Origin of the sequence: Actinoplanes sp. HUAS TT8, from assembly GCF_051380535.1 — a bacterium.
Taxonomy (GTDB): domain Bacteria; phylum Actinomycetota; class Actinomycetes; order Mycobacteriales; family Micromonosporaceae; genus Actinoplanes.
In genome coordinates, this window is the sequence record NZ_CP195646.1 from 1,100,116 (window position 1) to 1,116,222 (window position 16,107).

Annotated in this window: 16 protein-coding genes and 3 tRNA genes; 12 read left to right on the forward strand and 7 right to left on the reverse strand. The window is 70.6% G+C overall.

The window, feature by feature from the left end; all coding sequences use genetic code 11:
* Nucleotides 1-132: 132 nt before the first annotated feature.
* A complete protein-coding gene (gene galT, locus ACSHV8_RS04840; RefSeq protein WP_436529777.1) occupies nt 133-3,534 on the forward strand; it encodes a galactose-1-phosphate uridylyltransferase in 3,402 nt (1,133 codons plus the stop codon).
* Between the two features lie 49 nt (nt 3,535-3,583).
* Here the strand turns inward: galT and ACSHV8_RS04845 are convergent, their stop codons facing one another.
* The 3 genes from ACSHV8_RS04845 to ACSHV8_RS04855 all read right to left on the reverse strand — a co-directional run bounded on the left by ACSHV8_RS04845 (nt 3,584) and on the right by ACSHV8_RS04855 (nt 5,085).
* Nucleotides 3,584-4,009, reverse strand: a complete 426-nt coding sequence (locus tag ACSHV8_RS04845) for a hypothetical protein (protein WP_436529779.1) — start codon at nt 4,007-4,009, stop codon at nt 3,584-3,586.
* Between the two features lie 165 nt (nt 4,010-4,174).
* A complete protein-coding gene (locus ACSHV8_RS04850; protein ID WP_436529780.1) occupies nt 4,175-4,759 on the reverse strand; it encodes a hypothetical protein in 585 nt (194 codons plus the stop codon).
* Nucleotides 4,756-5,085: a hypothetical protein gene (locus ACSHV8_RS04855; RefSeq protein ID WP_436529782.1), complete on the reverse strand. Its 330-nt coding sequence runs from the start codon at nt 5,083-5,085 to the stop codon at nt 4,756-4,758. Before ACSHV8_RS04855 ends, ACSHV8_RS04850 begins: the two co-directional genes overlap by 4 nt.
* 93 nt (nt 5,086-5,178) lie before the next feature.
* Here ACSHV8_RS04855 and ACSHV8_RS04860 point away from each other — a divergent pair, with 93 nt between their 5' ends.
* From ACSHV8_RS04860 to ACSHV8_RS04870, 3 genes are all read left to right on the forward strand, one after another.
* Nucleotides 5,179-7,200: a TRAP transporter permease gene (locus ACSHV8_RS04860; protein WP_436529784.1), complete on the forward strand. Its 2,022-nt coding sequence runs from the start codon at nt 5,179-5,181 to the stop codon at nt 7,198-7,200.
* Entirely contained in the window at nt 7,185-8,186 is a 1,002-nt protein-coding gene (locus ACSHV8_RS04865) for a TAXI family TRAP transporter solute-binding subunit (RefSeq protein ID WP_436529786.1), read from the forward strand. The genes ACSHV8_RS04860 and ACSHV8_RS04865 overlap by 16 nt, the downstream gene beginning before the upstream one ends.
* Nucleotides 8,187-8,383: 197 nt before the next feature.
* On the forward strand, nt 8,384-8,506 hold the full coding sequence (locus ACSHV8_RS04870; RefSeq protein WP_436529788.1) for a ribosomal protein bL36: 123 nt from the start codon (nt 8,384-8,386) through the stop codon (nt 8,504-8,506).
* A gap of 162 nt (nt 8,507-8,668) precedes the next feature.
* Here the strand turns inward: ACSHV8_RS04870 and ACSHV8_RS04875 are convergent, their stop codons facing one another.
* Both ACSHV8_RS04875 and ACSHV8_RS04880 read right to left on the reverse strand, forming a co-directional pair.
* The gene (locus tag ACSHV8_RS04875; protein ID WP_436529790.1) at nt 8,669-9,403 is read right to left on the reverse strand and encodes an SDR family NAD(P)-dependent oxidoreductase; all 735 of its coding nucleotides are present in this window, start codon (nt 9,401-9,403) and stop codon (nt 8,669-8,671) included.
* Nucleotides 9,396-10,013, reverse strand: a complete 618-nt coding sequence (locus tag ACSHV8_RS04880; RefSeq protein ID WP_436529792.1) for a TetR/AcrR family transcriptional regulator — start codon at nt 10,011-10,013, stop codon at nt 9,396-9,398. The genes ACSHV8_RS04875 and ACSHV8_RS04880 overlap by 8 nt, the downstream gene beginning before the upstream one ends.
* A gap of 110 nt (nt 10,014-10,123) precedes the next feature.
* Here ACSHV8_RS04880 and ACSHV8_RS04885 point away from each other — a divergent pair, with 110 nt between their 5' ends.
* The 6 genes from ACSHV8_RS04885 (at nt 10,124) to ACSHV8_RS04910 (ending at nt 13,341) form a co-directional block, all read left to right on the forward strand.
* Entirely contained in the window at nt 10,124-10,621 is a 498-nt protein-coding gene (locus tag ACSHV8_RS04885) for a SigE family RNA polymerase sigma factor (protein ID WP_436529794.1), read from the forward strand.
* A gap of 11 nt (nt 10,622-10,632) precedes the next feature.
* Entirely contained in the window at nt 10,633-11,475 is an 843-nt protein-coding gene (locus tag ACSHV8_RS04890; protein WP_436529796.1) for a hypothetical protein, read from the forward strand.
* A 193-nt stretch (nt 11,476-11,668) separates the two neighbouring features.
* Nucleotides 11,669-11,742, forward strand: a tRNA-Leu gene (locus ACSHV8_RS04895).
* A gap of 18 nt (nt 11,743-11,760) precedes the next feature.
* Nucleotides 11,761-11,841, forward strand: a tRNA-Tyr gene (locus tag ACSHV8_RS04900).
* 15 nt (nt 11,842-11,856) lie between these two features.
* Nucleotides 11,857-11,927, forward strand: a tRNA-Cys gene (locus ACSHV8_RS04905).
* Nucleotides 11,928-11,997: 70 nt separating this feature from the next.
* A complete protein-coding gene (locus tag ACSHV8_RS04910; protein WP_436529798.1) occupies nt 11,998-13,341 on the forward strand; it encodes a ferredoxin reductase family protein in 1,344 nt (447 codons plus the stop codon).
* Between the two features lie 92 nt (nt 13,342-13,433).
* Here the strand turns inward: ACSHV8_RS04910 and ACSHV8_RS04915 are convergent, their stop codons facing one another.
* Complete coding sequence (locus tag ACSHV8_RS04915; protein WP_436529800.1) at nt 13,434-13,757, reverse strand: winged helix-turn-helix transcriptional regulator; 324 nt, start codon at nt 13,755-13,757, stop codon at nt 13,434-13,436.
* 45 nt (nt 13,758-13,802) lie between these two features.
* Here ACSHV8_RS04915 and ACSHV8_RS04920 point away from each other — a divergent pair, with 45 nt between their 5' ends.
* Nucleotides 13,803-14,612, forward strand: a complete 810-nt coding sequence (locus ACSHV8_RS04920) for an SDR family NAD(P)-dependent oxidoreductase (protein ID WP_436529802.1) — start codon at nt 13,803-13,805, stop codon at nt 14,610-14,612.
* A gap of 76 nt (nt 14,613-14,688) precedes the next feature.
* Here the strand turns inward: ACSHV8_RS04920 and ACSHV8_RS04925 are convergent, their stop codons facing one another.
* Complete coding sequence (locus ACSHV8_RS04925; protein WP_436529804.1) at nt 14,689-15,453, reverse strand: hypothetical protein; 765 nt, start codon at nt 15,451-15,453, stop codon at nt 14,689-14,691.
* On the opposite strand from ACSHV8_RS04925, the gene ACSHV8_RS04930 reads away from it, so the two are divergent.
* Nucleotides 15,391-16,089: a TIGR02452 family protein gene (locus ACSHV8_RS04930; protein ID WP_436529806.1), complete on the forward strand. Its 699-nt coding sequence runs from the start codon at nt 15,391-15,393 to the stop codon at nt 16,087-16,089. The two genes, ACSHV8_RS04925 and ACSHV8_RS04930, sit on opposite strands and share 63 nt — an antisense overlap.
* The last annotated feature ends 18 nt before the right edge of the window (nt 16,090-16,107 follow it).

Genomic DNA, 16,107 nt, shown 5'->3' on the forward strand with positions numbered 1-16,107 from the left:
TGCCTGTGACCGGTTACAGTGCTGCTGTTACGGCCGTGTGTCAAGCCCTTGCGTCCGACCCGTTAAGCCTGTGTATCGTTCGGGCCTGCCGGCCTGTGACCGGTTACAGTCCTAACGGAAAGAGGGGTTCTCGTGCCCAACCAAACGGAGCCACTCTCCGTCCGCCACCAGCCGTGGACGACGCCGCTGCGCAGGCCGCGGATGAGCAACGCCGAGGACGTCCGGCCGGGCCTGTCGCTGACGAACCGGTACCTGACCCGGAACGGAACGCCGGTCATCCCGGTCTCCGGGGAGATGCACTACAGCCGCGTCCCGCGGCACCGCTGGGCCGAACGCCTGCGCCAGATGAAGGCCGGCGGCGTCACCGTCGTGGCCAGCTACGTCTTCTGGCTGCACCACTCGCCCGAGCCGGGCGAATACCACTTCGACGGCAACCTCGACGTCGGCGCGTTCGTCGATCTGGTCGTCGAGACCGGCCTGGACATCGTGCTGCGGATCGGCCCCTGGGTGCACGCCGAGAGCCGCAACGGCGGCTTCCCGGACTGGGTGCAGCACGCCCCGGTCCGGCACCGCACCGACGACCCCGACTACCTGCGCATGGTCGGCGAGTGGTTCGCCGAGCTCGGCGCCGCCGTCGGCGACCGGTTCGACCGCGTGCTGGGCATCCAGATCGAGAACGAGCTCTACACCCAGCCCGAGCACCTGCGCACCCTCAAGCGGATGGCCCGCGAGAACGGCATGCACGCGCCGATCTGGACCGCCACCGCCTGGGACAGCGCCGAGCTGCCCGAGGAGGAGGTCCTCCCGCTCTACGGCGGCTACGGCGACGGCTTCTGGGTCGACGCCGACGCGCCCTGGGCGCCGAACTTCCGCGACCACTACTTCTTCTCGCACGTCTGGGACGACCCGGGCATCGGCGCCGACGTGCGGCGCGCGCAGAACATCGAGGCGGCCAAGGGCGGCCCGCGGGTCCCGTCCGACGAGTTCCCGGCCGCGACCTGCGAACTCGCCGGCGGGATGGCCACCGCCTACCACCGCCGGCCGCGGCCCTCGGCGCTCGACGTCGCCACCATCGCGCACTGCAAGATCGGCAACGGGTCGGCCTGGCAGGGCTACTACATGTACACCGGCGGCACGAACCCGCGCGGCGAGTTCCAGGAGTCGCACGCCACCGGGTACCCGAATGACCTGCCGCGCCTCGGCTACGACTTCCACGCCCCGGTCGGCGAGGCCGGCGCGCTCGCCGCGAGCCACGCCGAGCTGCGCCGCCAGCACGCGTTCCTGTCCGCTTTCGGCGATCGTCTGGCCGAGATGCCGTCCAGCCTGCCCGACGTACGCCCCAACGGCGTCGAGGACAGTGAAACGTTGCGATGGGCGCTGCGCAGCGACGGGACCAGCGGATTCGTGTTCATCGCGTGGCACCAGCCGCACTTCCCGCTGGACACGTACCGCGGCGCCCGGTTCCGCCTGGTCCTGGACGGTCAGGAGACCGAGTTCCCGGCCCGGCCGGTGGACGTCCCGGCCGGCACCCTGGCCCGCTGGCCGGTCAACCTGACCGTCGGTGGCGTGCGCCTGGCCTGGGCCACCGCCTCGGCGCTGACCCTGCTGCCGGGTGCGGTCCCGACCCTGGTGCTGCTGGCCGAGGCGGGCATCCAGCCCTCGCTCCTGCTGGCCGATTCCGATCAGGGGCCGCAGGACGTCGTGCCCGGCTTCCAGCCGGTCCGCCTGGAGACCGCGAACGGCAAGCTCGACGTGCTCGTGCTCCCGGCCGACACCGCGGCGTCGGTCTGGATCTGCGAGGAGGCCGGCCGCCGGCTCCTCCTCAGCGACGACGAGCTTCAATGGGACGGTTCCGGTCGCATCCTGGTCAAGGCCGCTTCGATTGCTTCGGTACGGGTGTACGACCCGGCCGTCCGTGACTTCACCGACCTCCCGGTCGCCCCGGCCCACGCCGCGCTCACCGTCGACGTCCGCGCCGTCGAACGGCGCGCCGCCACCGCCGTCCCGGCCGAGTACGGCAAGCACGACGGCCGCCCGTCGGCCCCCGGCCGGGCCGCGTTCGACGAGCACGCCGCGGTGTGGAGCCTGGACCTGCCCGAGTGGGCGGCCGACCCCGGCCACGACGCGCTGCTGAGCATCGACTGGGCCGGTGACGCCGGTGAGCTGCGCGTCGACGGCGTCACCGTGACCGACCGGTTCTGGGACGGCTCGCAGTGGCTGGTCAACCTGGTCGACGCCGGGTACCGGACCGGCGCCGAGGTCACCCTGCACCTGCTGCCGCTGGCCACCGTCTCCCGGGTCTCGGTGCCCGAGGACGCCCGGGACCGCCTGGTCGACGCCGGTTCGCAACTGCTGGCGATCGACGCCGTCCGGGTCACCGGGCGCAGCTCCACCGCCGAACCCGCGCCGGAACACCGGGTGCGCAAGACGTCCCGGCGGATGGCCGACGGGCGGGAGATCATCTACTTCGACGACACCGAGCCGTACGTGTCCGGCGCGGCGACCCGCCAGGCCGAGGACACCCGGCCGCTGCCGCCGGCCGAGGAGGTGCTCAAGGGCGGGGCGCAGGTCCGGTACGACCCGCTGACCGGCGAGTGGATCGCCATGGCGTCGCACCGCAACGACCGCACGTTCATGCCGCCGGCCGACCAGGATCCCCTGGCCCCGACCGTGCCCGGCGGCTTCCCGACCGAGATCGCCGAGGCCGGGTACGACGTGGTGGTCTTCGAGAACCGCTTCCCGTCGTTCTCGCCCCGCAACGGGGGTTCGCCGTCCCTGGTCGACGGCGATCCGCTGTGGCCGACGGTGCCGGCCAACGGCCGTACCGAAGTGGTGTGTTTCTCGTCGGCCCCGCAGGGGTCGTTCGGCAGCCTCTCCGCGCACCGCGCGCGGACAGTGCTCGAAGCCTGGGCCGATCGCACGGTCGAGCTGGGCAAACAGACCGGCGTCGAACACGTCTTCGTGTTCGAGAACCGTGGCCAGGAGATCGGCGTGACCCTGCCCCACCCGCACGGGCAGATCTACGCGTTCCCGTTCGTCCCGCCGAAGGCCGCCCGGATGCTCACGCAGGCGCGTCTGCACCGGGAGAAGACCGGCGGCAACCTGTTCCGCGACATCCTCGACGCCGAACGCCGCGCCGGAACCCGGATCGTCGCGTCCTCACGGCACTGGACCGCCTACGTCCCGGCCGCCGCCCGCTGGCCGGTCGAGGTGCACCTGGCCCCGCACCGCGACGTCCCCGACCTGCCCGCGCTGACCGGCGCCGAACGCGACGACCTGGCCCGGATCTACCTGGACGTGCTCGGCCGCCTCGACCGGTACTTCCCCGGGCCGGAACCGCTGCCCTACATCGCCGGCGTCCACCAGGCCCCGGTCCGCGAGGGCCGCGACCTGTTCCGCCTGCACCTGCAGGTGTTCAGCGTGCTCCGGGCCCCGGGCAAGCTGAAATACCTGGCCGGGGTCGAGTCGGCGATGGCCGCCTGGATCAGCGACACCACGCCGGAGCGGATCGCCGCGCGCCTGCGCACCTGCTGACCGCATTCCGGCCGGGTCCTCGGACCCGGCCGGACCGGCACGCCGGCGGTCAGCCGATGGTGAACGTCACCTCGGCCGTCGAGCTGTTGTCGATGATGTCCTGGTCGCAGCTGAGCCGCGACGACGTGTCGCACGAGAACACGTTCGGCGAGTCGACCGGGTTGGACCAGGTGATGGTGAACTGGCCGCCGTTGGCCGTCTTGAACGTGATGTTTCCGGCGGTGCCGCCACCGTCCTCGTCCGAGACGGTCTGGAACCAGTCCGAGCTGTTGGCCTCGATGGCGTCGAACGGCCGGGTATCCCAGCCGCCCTCGGTCACTCGGTACCGTGTCCGGCTGAAGTCCCAGCTGCTGTCGTTCACGACAGTGATCCTGACCGAGTTGTCACCGGCCTGAGCGTGCGCGACGCCCGGCAGCCCGGCGGCGAGTCCCGCGGTGGCCAGCACGGCAGCGGTCGCGGTGCGCGCGATATTCATGTGTTTCTCCCATATTCCCCGTTGAATAGGTACGACGATTCGGGGCGAAACTGGGCAACCCCGGACGTACTCGTCGAGTATCGCGTACCTGAAATCTCCCACCCCGAAAACGTTTGAAACGGATCCGATGGGTTGATGGCCCCCGGGCTGAGCGGCGGATGCCCCCTACCGCGGACACTTCTTCGCGACGGTCACCGTGGACTTCTCGTCCAGCGCCAGCGACAGCGCCAGCCCGTCCTTGAGCGGCACACACGACACCTCGGCCCCGCGGCGCACCACCAGATAGTCGGTCTGCTCCGATCTCGGCACGAACCAGGTCAGCCCGACCGCCACCACCAGCGCCCCCATCGCGGCCACCACGAAGACCTTCGACCGGTTCAGCAGGATCGTCGCCGTCCTCTCCTGCTCCCGGAAAGAATCACGAACCTGCGCGTACGTCGTGAGCACCGACCCGATGCTGCCCTGCGCGGCCGCCGCGGCACACCACGTCGCGTACCCCGCGCAGCCGATCGCCGCCAGCACGCCGATCCCGGCCACCACCCGCCACCCGACCGGCAGCTGATCCACGCCTCTCGGCCCGGCCACCAGCGCGACCAGGCCCAGCAGCCCGGTCAGCGACCCGACCGTGGCCGCCCACCGCCCGGCCACCGCCCGCACGTCGTACAGCGAGTCCAGCGACAGCCGGCCGGCCCGGGACTGCCACTCCCGGTCCTCCGCGCTCACCGTCCCGGCCACCGCCCGCAGCTTCACGGCGCCACCTCCAGGTAGGCCGCGCGCCCGCAGCCGAGCTTCCCGGCCGGTCGGCCCTCGTGCTCGGCCCCGCACCGGCAGATGATCAGGACCGGGATCGGGTCCATCGGATCGGCCGTCGTCCGGCCGGGAACGGCCAGGGTCGCGTCCTCGACCCGGGTCTCGCTCGGATGCCGGCACGTCGGGCAGTCGCCGGACAACCGCAGGCCGCCCGCGACGGACTCGAGATTCCAGCCCTCGGCCACCGCCTCGGACCAGCCGGCCGGCGTCTCCTCGCGGTACGGAACGGTCATGTGACTCCCCAGGTAGTGACGACTGTGCGTCATGTTAGGCGGGGCGCTCCATTGTCGACATCGGGCCGCGCCCACCATCGAATGATCGGCGGCTTCGGGCGGGCCTCGGCATAGTAAGGTCCATTCATGGGCGACGATCGATCTCTGAGTGTCGATGATCCCGCCGCGGTTCACTATGACGATGAGGAGCGGCCGGCCCGTGAGCTGGGCGGCCGGGTCGGAATGGGCGTGGCCGTGGTCGCCGCGGGGGCCGGGGTGTTCACGCTCTGGCAGGTGTTCCGGCCGCTCGCCCAGGGCAGTCAGTTCTACCTGATCATCTTTCTGGCGGTGACGCTGCCGCTGATTTTCATTGCGTACAGAAGCAGAGGTAGGAGCAAGCCGGAGCCCACCTGGAGCGACTGGATTCTTTGCGGGGCGGCCGTCGTCGCGTGCCTTTACCCGATCAATCCGTTCGGCGGCGGATACGACGGATTCCTCGATCGGCAGGCCCTTCTCGCACCGGCCGACGTCGCCTTCGGCGCCGTCCTTCTCATCCTGGTGGTCGAGGCGGCCCGACGAACGACCGGGCTCGCTCTGCCCATTGTTTGCATCGCATTTCTGGCGTACGGATATTACGGCGGGCTGCTTCCGCAGAACTGGCCGATCGCGCACGCCGGGCTCGACTTCGCGCAGATCGTCGACGCGCTCTACAACTCGGGGAGCGGGTTCTACGGCACGCCGCTGGACGTCGCCGCGTCGTACATCGTGCTGTTCACCATCTACGGCGCGGTGCTGGACCTGTCCGGGGCGAGCCGTTTCTTCGTCGACCTGTCGGTGGCCGCGTTCCGGAAGTCGCGCAGCGCCGCCGGGCGGACCGCGGTGGCCGCCGGCTTCCTGCTCGGGACGGTCTCCGGTTCGGGGACCGCGACCGCGGTCAGCGTGGGCGCGGTGACCTGGCCGATGCTGCGGCGGGCGGGCTACCCGCCGGAGCAGGCCGGCGGCATGCTCGCCGCGGCCGGGGTCGGGGCGATCCTGTCCCCGCCGACGCTGGGCGCGGCCGCGTTCATCGTCGCCGAGTATCTCGACGTCTCCTACCTGACCGTGCTCGGCTGGGCGATGATCCCGACCCTGCTCTACTACCTGGGGATCCTGCTGGCGGTGGAGATCGACGTGCGCCGGTTCGGGGTCCGCGCCGTCGACATGCCGGCGACCAGCGCATGGCGGCTGCTGTCCCGGTTCGGGTACCACTTCTCGTCGCTGATCCTGATCGTGGTCCTGCTCGCGATCGGCGAGAGCGCGACCCGGTCGGTGGTCTGGGCGACCCTGCTCGCGGTCGCGTTGTCGTTCCTGGACCGGCGGGCCCGGCTGACCCCGGCCCGGCTGTTCAGCGCGCTCGCGGCCGGGGTGCGCGGGGTCCTGCCGGTGGTCGCGGTGTGTGCCGCGGCCGGTGTGATCACCGCGATCACGACCAAGACCGGTCTCGGCGCGCAACTGGCGTCGTTGCTGGTCAACGGCGCGCAGGCGGTCACCGGCAATCCGCGGGCGGTGCTCGCGCTGACCGTGGTGCTGGCCGCCGTCGCGCTCTCCGTGCTCGGGCTCGCGGTACCGGTCACGGCCAGTTTCATCATCGGCTGGGTGATCATCGGGCCGGCGCTGCTCGGGCTCGGCGTGGGCGCCCCGGCCGCGGCGATGTTCGTCTTCTACTACTCGGTGCTCTCCGAGGTGACGCCGCCGACCGCGCTGGCCGCGGTCGGGGCGAGCGCCATCACCGGCGGGCGGACCATCCCGACGATGTGGCAGGCCTTGAAGTACGCGCTGCCGGCGTTCCTGGCCCCGATCGCGTTCGTACTCACCGACCGCGGCGAGTACCTGCTGGCCCGCGGCCCGGTCGGCGGGATCGTGTGGACGACCGTGTCGGCCGGTCTGGCCGTTCTCGGTCTGGCCGTGGCGACCGGCGGCTGGGTGCCGGGCGTCGGACGGGCCGGCGTCGCCAGCCGGGTGCTGGGCGCGGTCGCGGGGCTGGCGTTGCTCTACCTCGACCCGGTCGCGTTCGGGATCGGTGTGGCCGCGCTCGTCGTCGCCGCGCTGCTCGCGGCCCTCTCGGGCCGGGGAAAAGGATCTGAAGAACGACCCACAGTGACCGGAGGACTTGCATGCGACGAATCCTGACCGTCACCACCATCACCGGGCTGGCCCTGGCCGCCGGAGCGTGCGGCGGCCGGCAGAACACCGCCGCCACCGACACCGGCGGCGACGTCACCTGCCAGGTCGGCTCGGACACCCGGATCGGCATCGCCACCGGGAATGCCACCGGCGTCTACTTCGCCCTCGGCAACGCCTACGCCGAGCAGGTCAACGCCTCCGGCACGAAAGTGCAGGCAACGGCGGCCGAGACCGGCGCCTCGGTGCAGAACATCCAGCAACTCGTCGCCGGCACCTACGACGTCGCGTTCTCGCTGGCCGACACCGCCGCCGACGCGATCAACGGCACGAACAGCTTCAGTACGAAACAGCCGATCGCCGCCCTGGCCCGGATCCACACCAATTACACGCAGGTGATCGTCCGCAAGGCCGCCGGCATCAAGGACGTCCCCGGCATGAAGGGCAAACGGGTCTCCACCGGCTCACCGAAATCCGGCACCGAGGTGATCGCGAACCGCGTCCTGAAAGCCGCCGGCCTGGACGCGGCCAAGGACGTCAGCGCGCAGAAACTCGACCTCACCAAAACGGTCGACGGCATCAAGGACGGCACGATCGACGCCCTGTTCTGGTCCGGCGGCCTGCCCACCCCGGGAATCACCGACCTGCTGACCACTGCGAAGGACCAGGTCGAATTCCTCGACATCACCCCACTCCTGTCCGAGATGCAGAAGATCAACGAGGTCTACCAGGAAGGAACGATCCCGGCGGCGGCCTACCGACAGCCGGCCGACGTGAGGACGATCGTCGTCCCGAACGTCCTGCTGGTCCGCGCCGACCTGGACCCGAACGTCGCCTGCGTCCTGACCCGCACCTTGTTCGACCGCAAGGCCCAGCTGGAACAGGCCAACGCCGCCGCCAAGGAGATCTCCCTGCAAACCGCCCGGAAGACCACCCCGGTCCTACTGCACCGCGGCGCGGAAAAAGCCCTGGACGATCTGAAGGCCCCGAAATGAAAACCAACCTCGACCCGGCCGAAGCCCCGGCGCATCGGACGACCTCGGACGCCGATTCACCTGCTCCTCGCCGAAATTCAGCGACTCCGCGCGAGGTAGGACTCCGGGGGCGCGGTCCAGGAAATAGTGGTGAAGGTGATGGCGTTCAAGCATTTGCGTGCGGCGGAAGCGAGCGCCGGCGCGGAAGAGGGCGCGTCATGAAGGTTCGTAACTCCCTGCGGTCGCTGAAGAGCAAGCCGGGCAGTGTTGTCACCCGGCGTCGCGGTCGTCAGGTCGTGATCAACAAGAAGAATCCTCGGTGGGGCGGCCGGCAGGGCTGATCGCCGTACCAGCATGTTCTTGAGGAAGGCCGGAGCGTCCGTCACCACGGGCTCCGGCCTTTCTCGTGAGATCGTCTTCCGGTAATCAGGTGTGGAGTACCTGAGGTGACAGGCGGCGCCGGGTCGATCGGGGCAGTGGTGGCCGAGGCGCGTCGGTGAGGATCAGGCGGTGGCGCCACCGTCGATGACCAGGTCGTGGCCGACCGTGAAGGTGGAGTCGTCCGAGGCCAGCCACAGGATCGCGTTGGTGATCTCGTCCAGGGAGCCGACGCGGCCGATCGGGAGGCCGTCGGCCAGGCGGGCCGCGCGGTCGTCCGGGGTCTCGCCCGGGTGCAGGGACATCGTGGTGTCGGCCGGCCCGGGGGAGACGGCGTTGATGCGGATGCCGTCGCGGATGTATTCGAGGGCGGTGTTGCGTGTCAGCACGCTGACCGCGGCTTTCGTCGCGGCGTAGGCGCCCAGGCCCGGGCGTCGGCCGTGCGCGCCGATGTTGGAGGCGACGTTGACGATGGTGCCGCCGCCGGACGTACGCATCAGGGCGATCTCCTGCTTCATGGCCAGGAAGACGCCGGTCAGGTTGGTGGCGACCAGGCGGTCCCATTCCGGGGTGGGCATCTCGGCCAGGGGCATGCCGCCGGCGACGACACCGGCGTTGTTGATCGCGACGTCGAGGCGGCCGAAGCGGTCGCGGATCGTGTCGATCAGGGCGGTGACGTCCTGTTCGGAGGTCACGTCGGTGACGATCGGGATGCCGCCGGTCTCGTCCAGGGCGGCCTTGTCGCGGCCGGCGACGATCACCGTGGCGCCTTCGGCGGTCAGCGCCCGGGCGGTGTTGCGTCCGATCCCGGACCCGCCACCGGTGACCAGAGCGACCCGCCCCGAGAAACGATCAGTCATCGTCATCCTCCGGATTTCTAGAACGTACGGTCGTGAATTGCTGGATGAGCGTGATCGCCTGCCCGGCCGCCCCGGTCGCCCGCCCGCTGCCGGGCCGCCCCCGGCCGATCACCCGCAGGCCCTGGAGCAGGACCAGGACGAGTCGGGCCAGCCCGGCCGGATCGGCGTCGGTGGACAGTTCGCCGCCGGCCCGCGCCCGGCTGAACGCCGCGGTGAGCGCCGCCTCCAGCGCCGACCAGCTGGCCTCGACGGTCAGTGCGGCCTGCGGATCGTCGGGCAGGCGCTCGATCGCCGCGTTGACGACGAAACAGCCGGCCCGGGCCTCGTCCGGACTGGCATACGCGTTGATCAGGGCGAACACCGCGGGCAGGGCCGGCCCGGGGACCGCCAGGCGGGCGACCACCGCCGGGTCGCGCCGGGTCGCGTACGCATCGAGGGCTTTGAGATAAAGCTCGTGCTTGCCGCCGAATGTCGCGTAGAGCCCCGCTCGGGCCACGCCGGTCGCCTCGACCAGATCGGACATCGAGGTCGCCTCGTAGCCCTTGGCCCAAAAGAGCCGCATCGCGCGGTCCAGCGCGACCTCGACATCGAACTCCTTGGTCCGTCCCACGGAAGCCACCCTACCGATTCAAGAACGCTCGATCCAGAAAAGTGAGCCATGCAACCCTGGCGGGCGGTGACCCCGTGTTTGCCGCGACCGATGAACCGATGGGGGACGGCATGAGCGATCGCGACGAGGCGTTTGCGGAGTATTTCGCGGCCCGGTCGGGGAGCATGCGCGCCACGGCCTACCTGCTCTGCGGGGACTGGCATCGTGCGCAGGACCTGGTCCAGACGACGTTCACCAAGCTCTACCTGCGGTGGGGCCGGGTGAACCGCCAGGAGTCGCTGGATCCGTACGTCCGTCAGGTGATGCTCCGCACCTTCATCGACGAGGGTCGGTGGGGCTGGTGGCGGCGGGAACGTCCGCACGAGCACGCGATCGAGGCTCCGGCGGCGCCCGGTGCCCCGATCGAGGACCGGCTCGTGCTGCTCCGGGCGCTGGCCGAGGTTCCGCCCCGGCAGCGCGCGGTGCTGGTGCTGCGCTACTGGCAGGACCTGAGCGTCGAGGAGACGGCGGCGGCGCTCGGCACCACCACCGGCACGGTCAAGAGCCAGGCCGCCCGCGGGCTGGCCACGTTGCGCGCGGTGATCGGCGTGCCGGTACCGGCCGAATGAGGGGGAACATCATGGAGGAGAACGAGTTCCGCGACGCTCTGCGCACCGTAGTGGCGCAGAGCCCCGAGCCACCGCCGATGGAGTCGGCGACGGCGGTCGCCGCCGGGAAGCGGGCCCAGCGACGACGGACGGTCCTGGCCTGCACCGGCGCGGTGGCGGCGCTGGCGGTGGTGACGATCGTCCCGGCCCGCTACCTGGGTTCCGGGCCGTCGAACGTGGGTGACATCCAGGTCGCCGCGCCGGTGGCGAGCGCCTTCACGCCGCCGCCCCCGGCGAAGGGGATCCCGCAGCCCAGCGACACCAAGCCGTCCTGGCCGGCCGAGGCGAACGGCGACGCCACGGCCGACACCGGCCCGCGCTACCAGAAAGGGAAGAAGCTGCTCGGCGACCTGCTGAAGGTGGTGCCGAGCGGCTACGGGACACCGACCGGCAAGGACGCGGACGGCGCCGAGTTCCAGGCGCACCAGGCGGCGATCGAGTATCCGGAGTGGTCCTACCTGTCCAGCGTGACGATCACCAAGGACGGGACGGCCGGGCAGATCTACGTCGAGGTGCACGAGCCGGACAACACGCTGCCGACCGAGCCGTGCGCGCTGGCCCGGTCGTTCTGGACCATCGGCGGGCCGTGCCAGGTGGTCGAGGTCGGCTCGGCCGAGGTGGGCGTCGTGACGCCGGTCGGCCGGAAACAGCGGCCCGACCAGATCGCCGCCTACCGGTACGCCGACGGGACGGTGGTCTTCGTGGCGCAGTCCAAGCAGTCCATCTTCGCGCAGCCGCCGCTCGCCGCCGACCCGTTCACCGCATCGGAGCTGGCCGCGCTGACCCTGAAGGAAGCGTTCCACGTGCGGGCGTAAATGCGTTGCCGGTCCGGGGTCGAGCGATTAGGTTCGTGCACAGCTCAAGCGATCAGGGAGATCACGAACATGCTGTGTACGAACCTTTATCTCGCCCCGGACCGGTGGCGCGGCTGACGAGTCGCCTGTGCACTTGCGCCGCCTTTCCCGCCGTACGGGAAATGGCGGTTTTTCTTTTTCTTCGGTCGGTGAAGCCCTCGTAGCCCAATTGGCAGAGGCCTGGCGTTGAGGACGCCAGTGGTGCGCGTTCGAGTCGCGCCGAGGGCACGCAAGGAAATGCGCCACGCGGGCGCGCCGACGTGGGAGAGTCGGGCCCGGCTGTAAACCGGGTGCTTCGCTGAGCAGGTTCGAATCCTGCCGCCCGCACGCTTCGACAAGCACGATCGCATGCCCGAGTGGCCAGGGGGCTGCCTGCAAAGCAGTAGACGCCGGTTCGAATCCGGCTGCGATCTCGTTGAACCGGCCCGTCCCGGCCGCGGTACACCCCGGCAACAGCAGCTCCCAGCCGGGGAGGAGATCGGGATGACCGCCGTGACCCAGCCACGAGTCCTCACCTTCCGACACTCCGTCCGCGTCGCGCGCGCCGCGATCGTGGCATTCATCGTGCTCAATTTGATGGCCGTCCAGCTCATGTTTGTCGCCGCCGGACCGGGAAAGAATTTCGCCGGTACGGTGGGACGCCTGCTCGGTCTCTACCTGGCGCTCGTGATGGCGCTGCAACTGCTGCTGGTGGCCCGCCTTTCGGCGGTCGACCGCGCGTTCGGCATGGACCGCCTCACCACGTGGCACCGCTGGACCGGGATGGCGATCTTCTGGCTGGTCCTGGCCCACCCGGCGTTCGTGCTGCTCGGCTTCGCGCAGCTGGACGGCATCTCGTTCCGGGCCGAGACGGTCAACCTGGCCAAGCAGCCTCCCGTTCTGCTCGGCATGATCGCGGCCGGCCTGATCCTGGTGATCGTCGTCCTGTCGATCCGGGTCGCCCGCCGCCGTCTGTCCTACGAGACCTGGCACGCCATCCACCTGCTGCTCTACGTGGTCGTGCTGCTCGGCGTGCTGCACCAGGTGTACGAGGGCACCGCGTTCAAGGTGAACCTGTTCACCCAGATCTACTGGTGGGGGCTGTGGGCGTTCGCCCTCGGCGCCCTGATCACCGGCCGGCTGATCGTCCCGATGATCCGCAACTCGCGGCACCGGCTGCGGGTCGCCGCGGTCGTCGAGGAATCCGACGACACCGTCTCCGTGCACGTCACCGGCCGCTCGCTCGAACGCCTGCACGCCCGGGCCGGGCAGTTCTTCCTCTGGCGTTTCCCCGGCCACAACGGATGGTGGCAGGTGAACCCGTTCTCCCTGTCGGCCGCGCCGAACAATCGCTCGCTGCGACTCACCGCGAAAGGGGTCGGGGCGACCAGCGCCGGGCTGCGCGAGCTGGCGATCGGGGCCCGGGTCTACGCGGAGGGACCCTACGGTGCGTTCACCGCCGCGCACCGCGTCCGCGCGGCGACCGTGCTGGTCGCGGGCGGGATCGGCGTCACCCCGATCCGGGCCCTGCTCGAAGACCCGGAGCTGACCGGGCACGTGGTCGTCCTCTATCGGGTGCGCGACGCGCATGACGCGGTCCTTCTGGGGGAATTGAAGAACCTTGCTGACGTACGGCATGCGCGCCTGCACCTGCTGACCGGGCGCAGCGGGCCCGACCACCGTCCGTTCGCGCCGGAACGGCTGCTGGCGCTGGTGCCGGACATCACGGCGCGCGACGTCTACGTCTGCGGCCCGGAGGCGATGACGTCGGCCGTGCTGGACAGCCTGCGGCGCCTGCGGGTGCCCGGGCGTCAGGTGCACGCCGAGCGATTCCGGCTCGCCGGGTAGAGCTGGGGTCATCCGGACGATGCCCCCGGATGATCCCTGGTAGAGGGTTCCGGGCGCTGCCTCCGTATGGGGGAGGCAGCGCCCGGAACCCCTCAATAGTTCTCGACCGCCCAGACGGCGAGCGCGTTCAGCGGGGCCAGCAGGCTCTCGCCGGTCGTCGTCAACCGGTACTCCACCTGCGGCGGGACTGTCGGACGGACGGTCCGGGCGACCAGGCCGTCGGCCTCCAGCAGCCGGAGTGTGCGGGTGAGGATCCGCTGGCTGATGCCCTCGATGCCGCGGTGCAACTCGTTGAAACGGTGCGGGCCGCGGCCGAGCATCGTGATCACCAGCAGGGTCCACTTCTCGCCCAGCCGGTGGATCGCGCGGGTGGCGGGGCAGGCGTCGTACTCGTGCGCGGGGACGGGCACATTCATGTGCGTTCTTCCCTGGTGACGGGTGGACGGGGTTGGGTCAAGGCTATGGCAGTCGTGGTTATCAGCGGTGGAAGTGATGGGATGGGGCGGGCGCTCGCCGTGGCTCTTGCCGCGCGGGGCGACACCGTGGTGGCGATCGGGCGGCGATCCACCGTTCCGGAGATCTCCGGAATAACGTATCTGCGCGCGGATCTGAGCAGCGTGGCCGAGGTGCGGCGGGTGATCGCGGAGATCGGGTCGCGGTGGCCCGTTGTGGATGCGCTGCTGTTGTTCGCCAACGCGCAGTCGCCTCGGCGCATGGAGACCGCGGAGGGTCTGGAGGCGACGTTCGCGCTCTACTACCTGAGTCGCTACCTGCTCAGTTACGGCCTTACGGAATTGATGGACCGGGCCGACCATCCGTTGATCGTCAACGTGGCCGGTGTGGGGGTGACCCGTGGTGGGGTGCACTGGGACGATCCGCAGTTGACCGGGAAGTACTCGATGATCACCGCGCAGCTTCAGGCCGGGCGCGCGAATGATCTGCTCGGCGCCGGGTTTGTCGGAAAATCTCGTTACGTCTTGTATCACCCCGGTTTCACCCGCAGTGGCAACCTCGCGCCGCTGCCGTTCCTCGTGCGCACCCTGATCCGTGTCGCCGCCCGGTTCGCCGCGCAGCCCGTCGCCGACGCGATCGGCCCGATCAGAGGCTGGATCGACAACCCGCCGAGCGCCCAGCTGACCGCGATCGATCGCGGCCGTGAACTGCCCCTGGACCTGCCGACCCTCGACCCGGCGGCGGCCGCCCGCCTGACCGAACTCACCACGACGATGCTGCGAGACATCCCCCGGCCAGGCCCGGAATCATCTCCGTGACCTTCCCGGGCACCGCGATCGACCCGGCGAGACGACCGTGGTGCCGCTCACGTCAGCGAGGCAACCGCGGTGCCGCTCACGTCAGCGAGATGACCGCGGCGATCGCCGTGGCCAGCACATACAGCCAGGTGGCGAGCCGGACCGCCCGATAACGCCGAGCCTCCTCCCAGCCGAGCCCGCGCAGTACCACGGCCAGCAGTGGAAGGACCAGGACGGCGTGCAGCGCCACCCCGTGGACCGGCTTCAGTGAACCCGCCGTCTCGTAGGCCACCTGTGGACTCTCGGTCCGGTACAGGATCGACCCCTTCGCGACCATCGCCACCCCGGTCGCGAGGGTGAGCAGCAGCAGCGCCCACCCGGCCCGCAGCCCGAGCCGCAGGTCGGACGGCCCCCGCACCCGCCCCCGGAGCGCGACGACGGCGAAGCTGACGAGCACCACCACCAGCACCGCGCCTCCGAAGGCCAGGGCCATGGCGATCACCCGGGACACCGGCGTCTCGGTGTTGAAGTGGGACGGCACCCGCCGCCAGGCCTGCACGGTGATCCCGGCGACCTCCAGAACGCAGTCGGCGGTGAAGACGCCCAGCAGCCATCCCCGGACCCGCGGGCTCATCACCAGGTAACTCGTCACCCAGGCGACCGTGATCAGGGTGAGCCCGAACGACAGCCCGAACGTCGCCGGCTTCCGCCACGAGACCGGACCCTCCCACGGCCCGCCGTCGACCAGGAAAACCCCGAGATGGAAGACGCCGGAGAGCATCAGCAGCGCCCCGACCAGGTGGGCGGCCCGCTCCACCGGCCGCAGCGCGCCGACACGGACGGCGCCGAGAACCTGCGTCATGCCGACGATCCTGCCGCGCCCGCCCGCCGCTGTCGTCGGACCAGGGGAGTACATACCAGCGACGTACGCCGAAGCCGCACCCCGGCCGTCCTCAACTTCGCCTCGGCCCGCAACCCCGGCGGCGGTTTCCGCAACGGCGCCCAGGCGCAGGAGGAGAGCCTGGCCCGAGCCTCGGCCATGTACCCGTGCCTGCTCAAGGCCGGCGCCTTCTACGACCACCACCGCGCCGATCCGAACCTGCTCTACACCGACCGGATCATCTACGCCCCGGCCGTCCCGGTCTTCCGCGACGACAAGGGCCGTCTACTCCCTACGGCGTATCCGGCCTCGTTCCTGGTCTCCGCGGCCCCGAATCGTTCCGCGATCACCCTCAACCAGCCCGAGCATCTCCCGGAGATCCGCGCGACCCTGGCCCGCCGCGCCGCCCGGGTCCTCCGGGTCGCGGCTGCTCACGACCACCGCGAGCTGGTCCTGGGCGCCTGGGGCTGCGGTGTCTTCGGCAACGACCCGGCCGAGGTCGCCCGGGTCTTCGCCGAGGCCCTGGCCGCCGGCCCACGGTTCGACCTGGTCGTTTTCGCCGTCCTGGATCGCACCGGCCACACCCGCAAAGCCTTCGAGGACGCCTTGGCCGGATGAGAGGACGCCCTAGGGTGG

Bases quoted from the DNA above. Each gene is read 5' to 3' on its own strand.
- ACSHV8_RS04885 (WP_436529794.1), top strand. From the start codon at position 10,124: ATGAGCGATCGCGACGAGGCGTTTGCGGAGTATTTCGCGGCCCGGTCG.
- ACSHV8_RS04855 (WP_436529782.1), bottom strand. From the start codon at position 5,085: ATGACGCACAGTCGTCACTACCTGGGGAGTCACATGACCGTTCCGTAC.
- ACSHV8_RS04870 (WP_436529788.1), top strand. From the start codon at position 8,384: ATGAAGGTTCGTAACTCCCTGCGGTCGCTGAAGAGCAAGCCGGGCAGT.
- ACSHV8_RS04915 (WP_436529800.1), bottom strand. From the start codon at position 13,757: ATGAATGTGCCCGTCCCCGCGCACGAGTACGACGCCTGCCCCGCCACC.
- ACSHV8_RS04910 (WP_436529798.1), top strand. From the start codon at position 11,998: ATGACCGCCGTGACCCAGCCACGAGTCCTCACCTTCCGACACTCCGTC.
- ACSHV8_RS04875 (WP_436529790.1), bottom strand. From the start codon at position 9,403: ATGACTGATCGTTTCTCGGGGCGGGTCGCTCTGGTCACCGGTGGCGGG.
- ACSHV8_RS04845 (WP_436529779.1), bottom strand. From the start codon at position 4,009: ATGAATATCGCGCGCACCGCGACCGCTGCCGTGCTGGCCACCGCGGGA.
- ACSHV8_RS04920 (WP_436529802.1), top strand. From the start codon at position 13,803: ATGGCAGTCGTGGTTATCAGCGGTGGAAGTGATGGGATGGGGCGGGCG.
- ACSHV8_RS04865 (WP_436529786.1), top strand. From the start codon at position 7,185: ATGCGACGAATCCTGACCGTCACCACCATCACCGGGCTGGCCCTGGCC.
- ACSHV8_RS04925 (WP_436529804.1), bottom strand. From the start codon at position 15,453: ATGACGCAGGTTCTCGGCGCCGTCCGTGTCGGCGCGCTGCGGCCGGTG.
- ACSHV8_RS04890 (WP_436529796.1), top strand. From the start codon at position 10,633: ATGGAGGAGAACGAGTTCCGCGACGCTCTGCGCACCGTAGTGGCGCAG.
- ACSHV8_RS04860 (WP_436529784.1), top strand. From the start codon at position 5,179: ATGGGCGACGATCGATCTCTGAGTGTCGATGATCCCGCCGCGGTTCAC.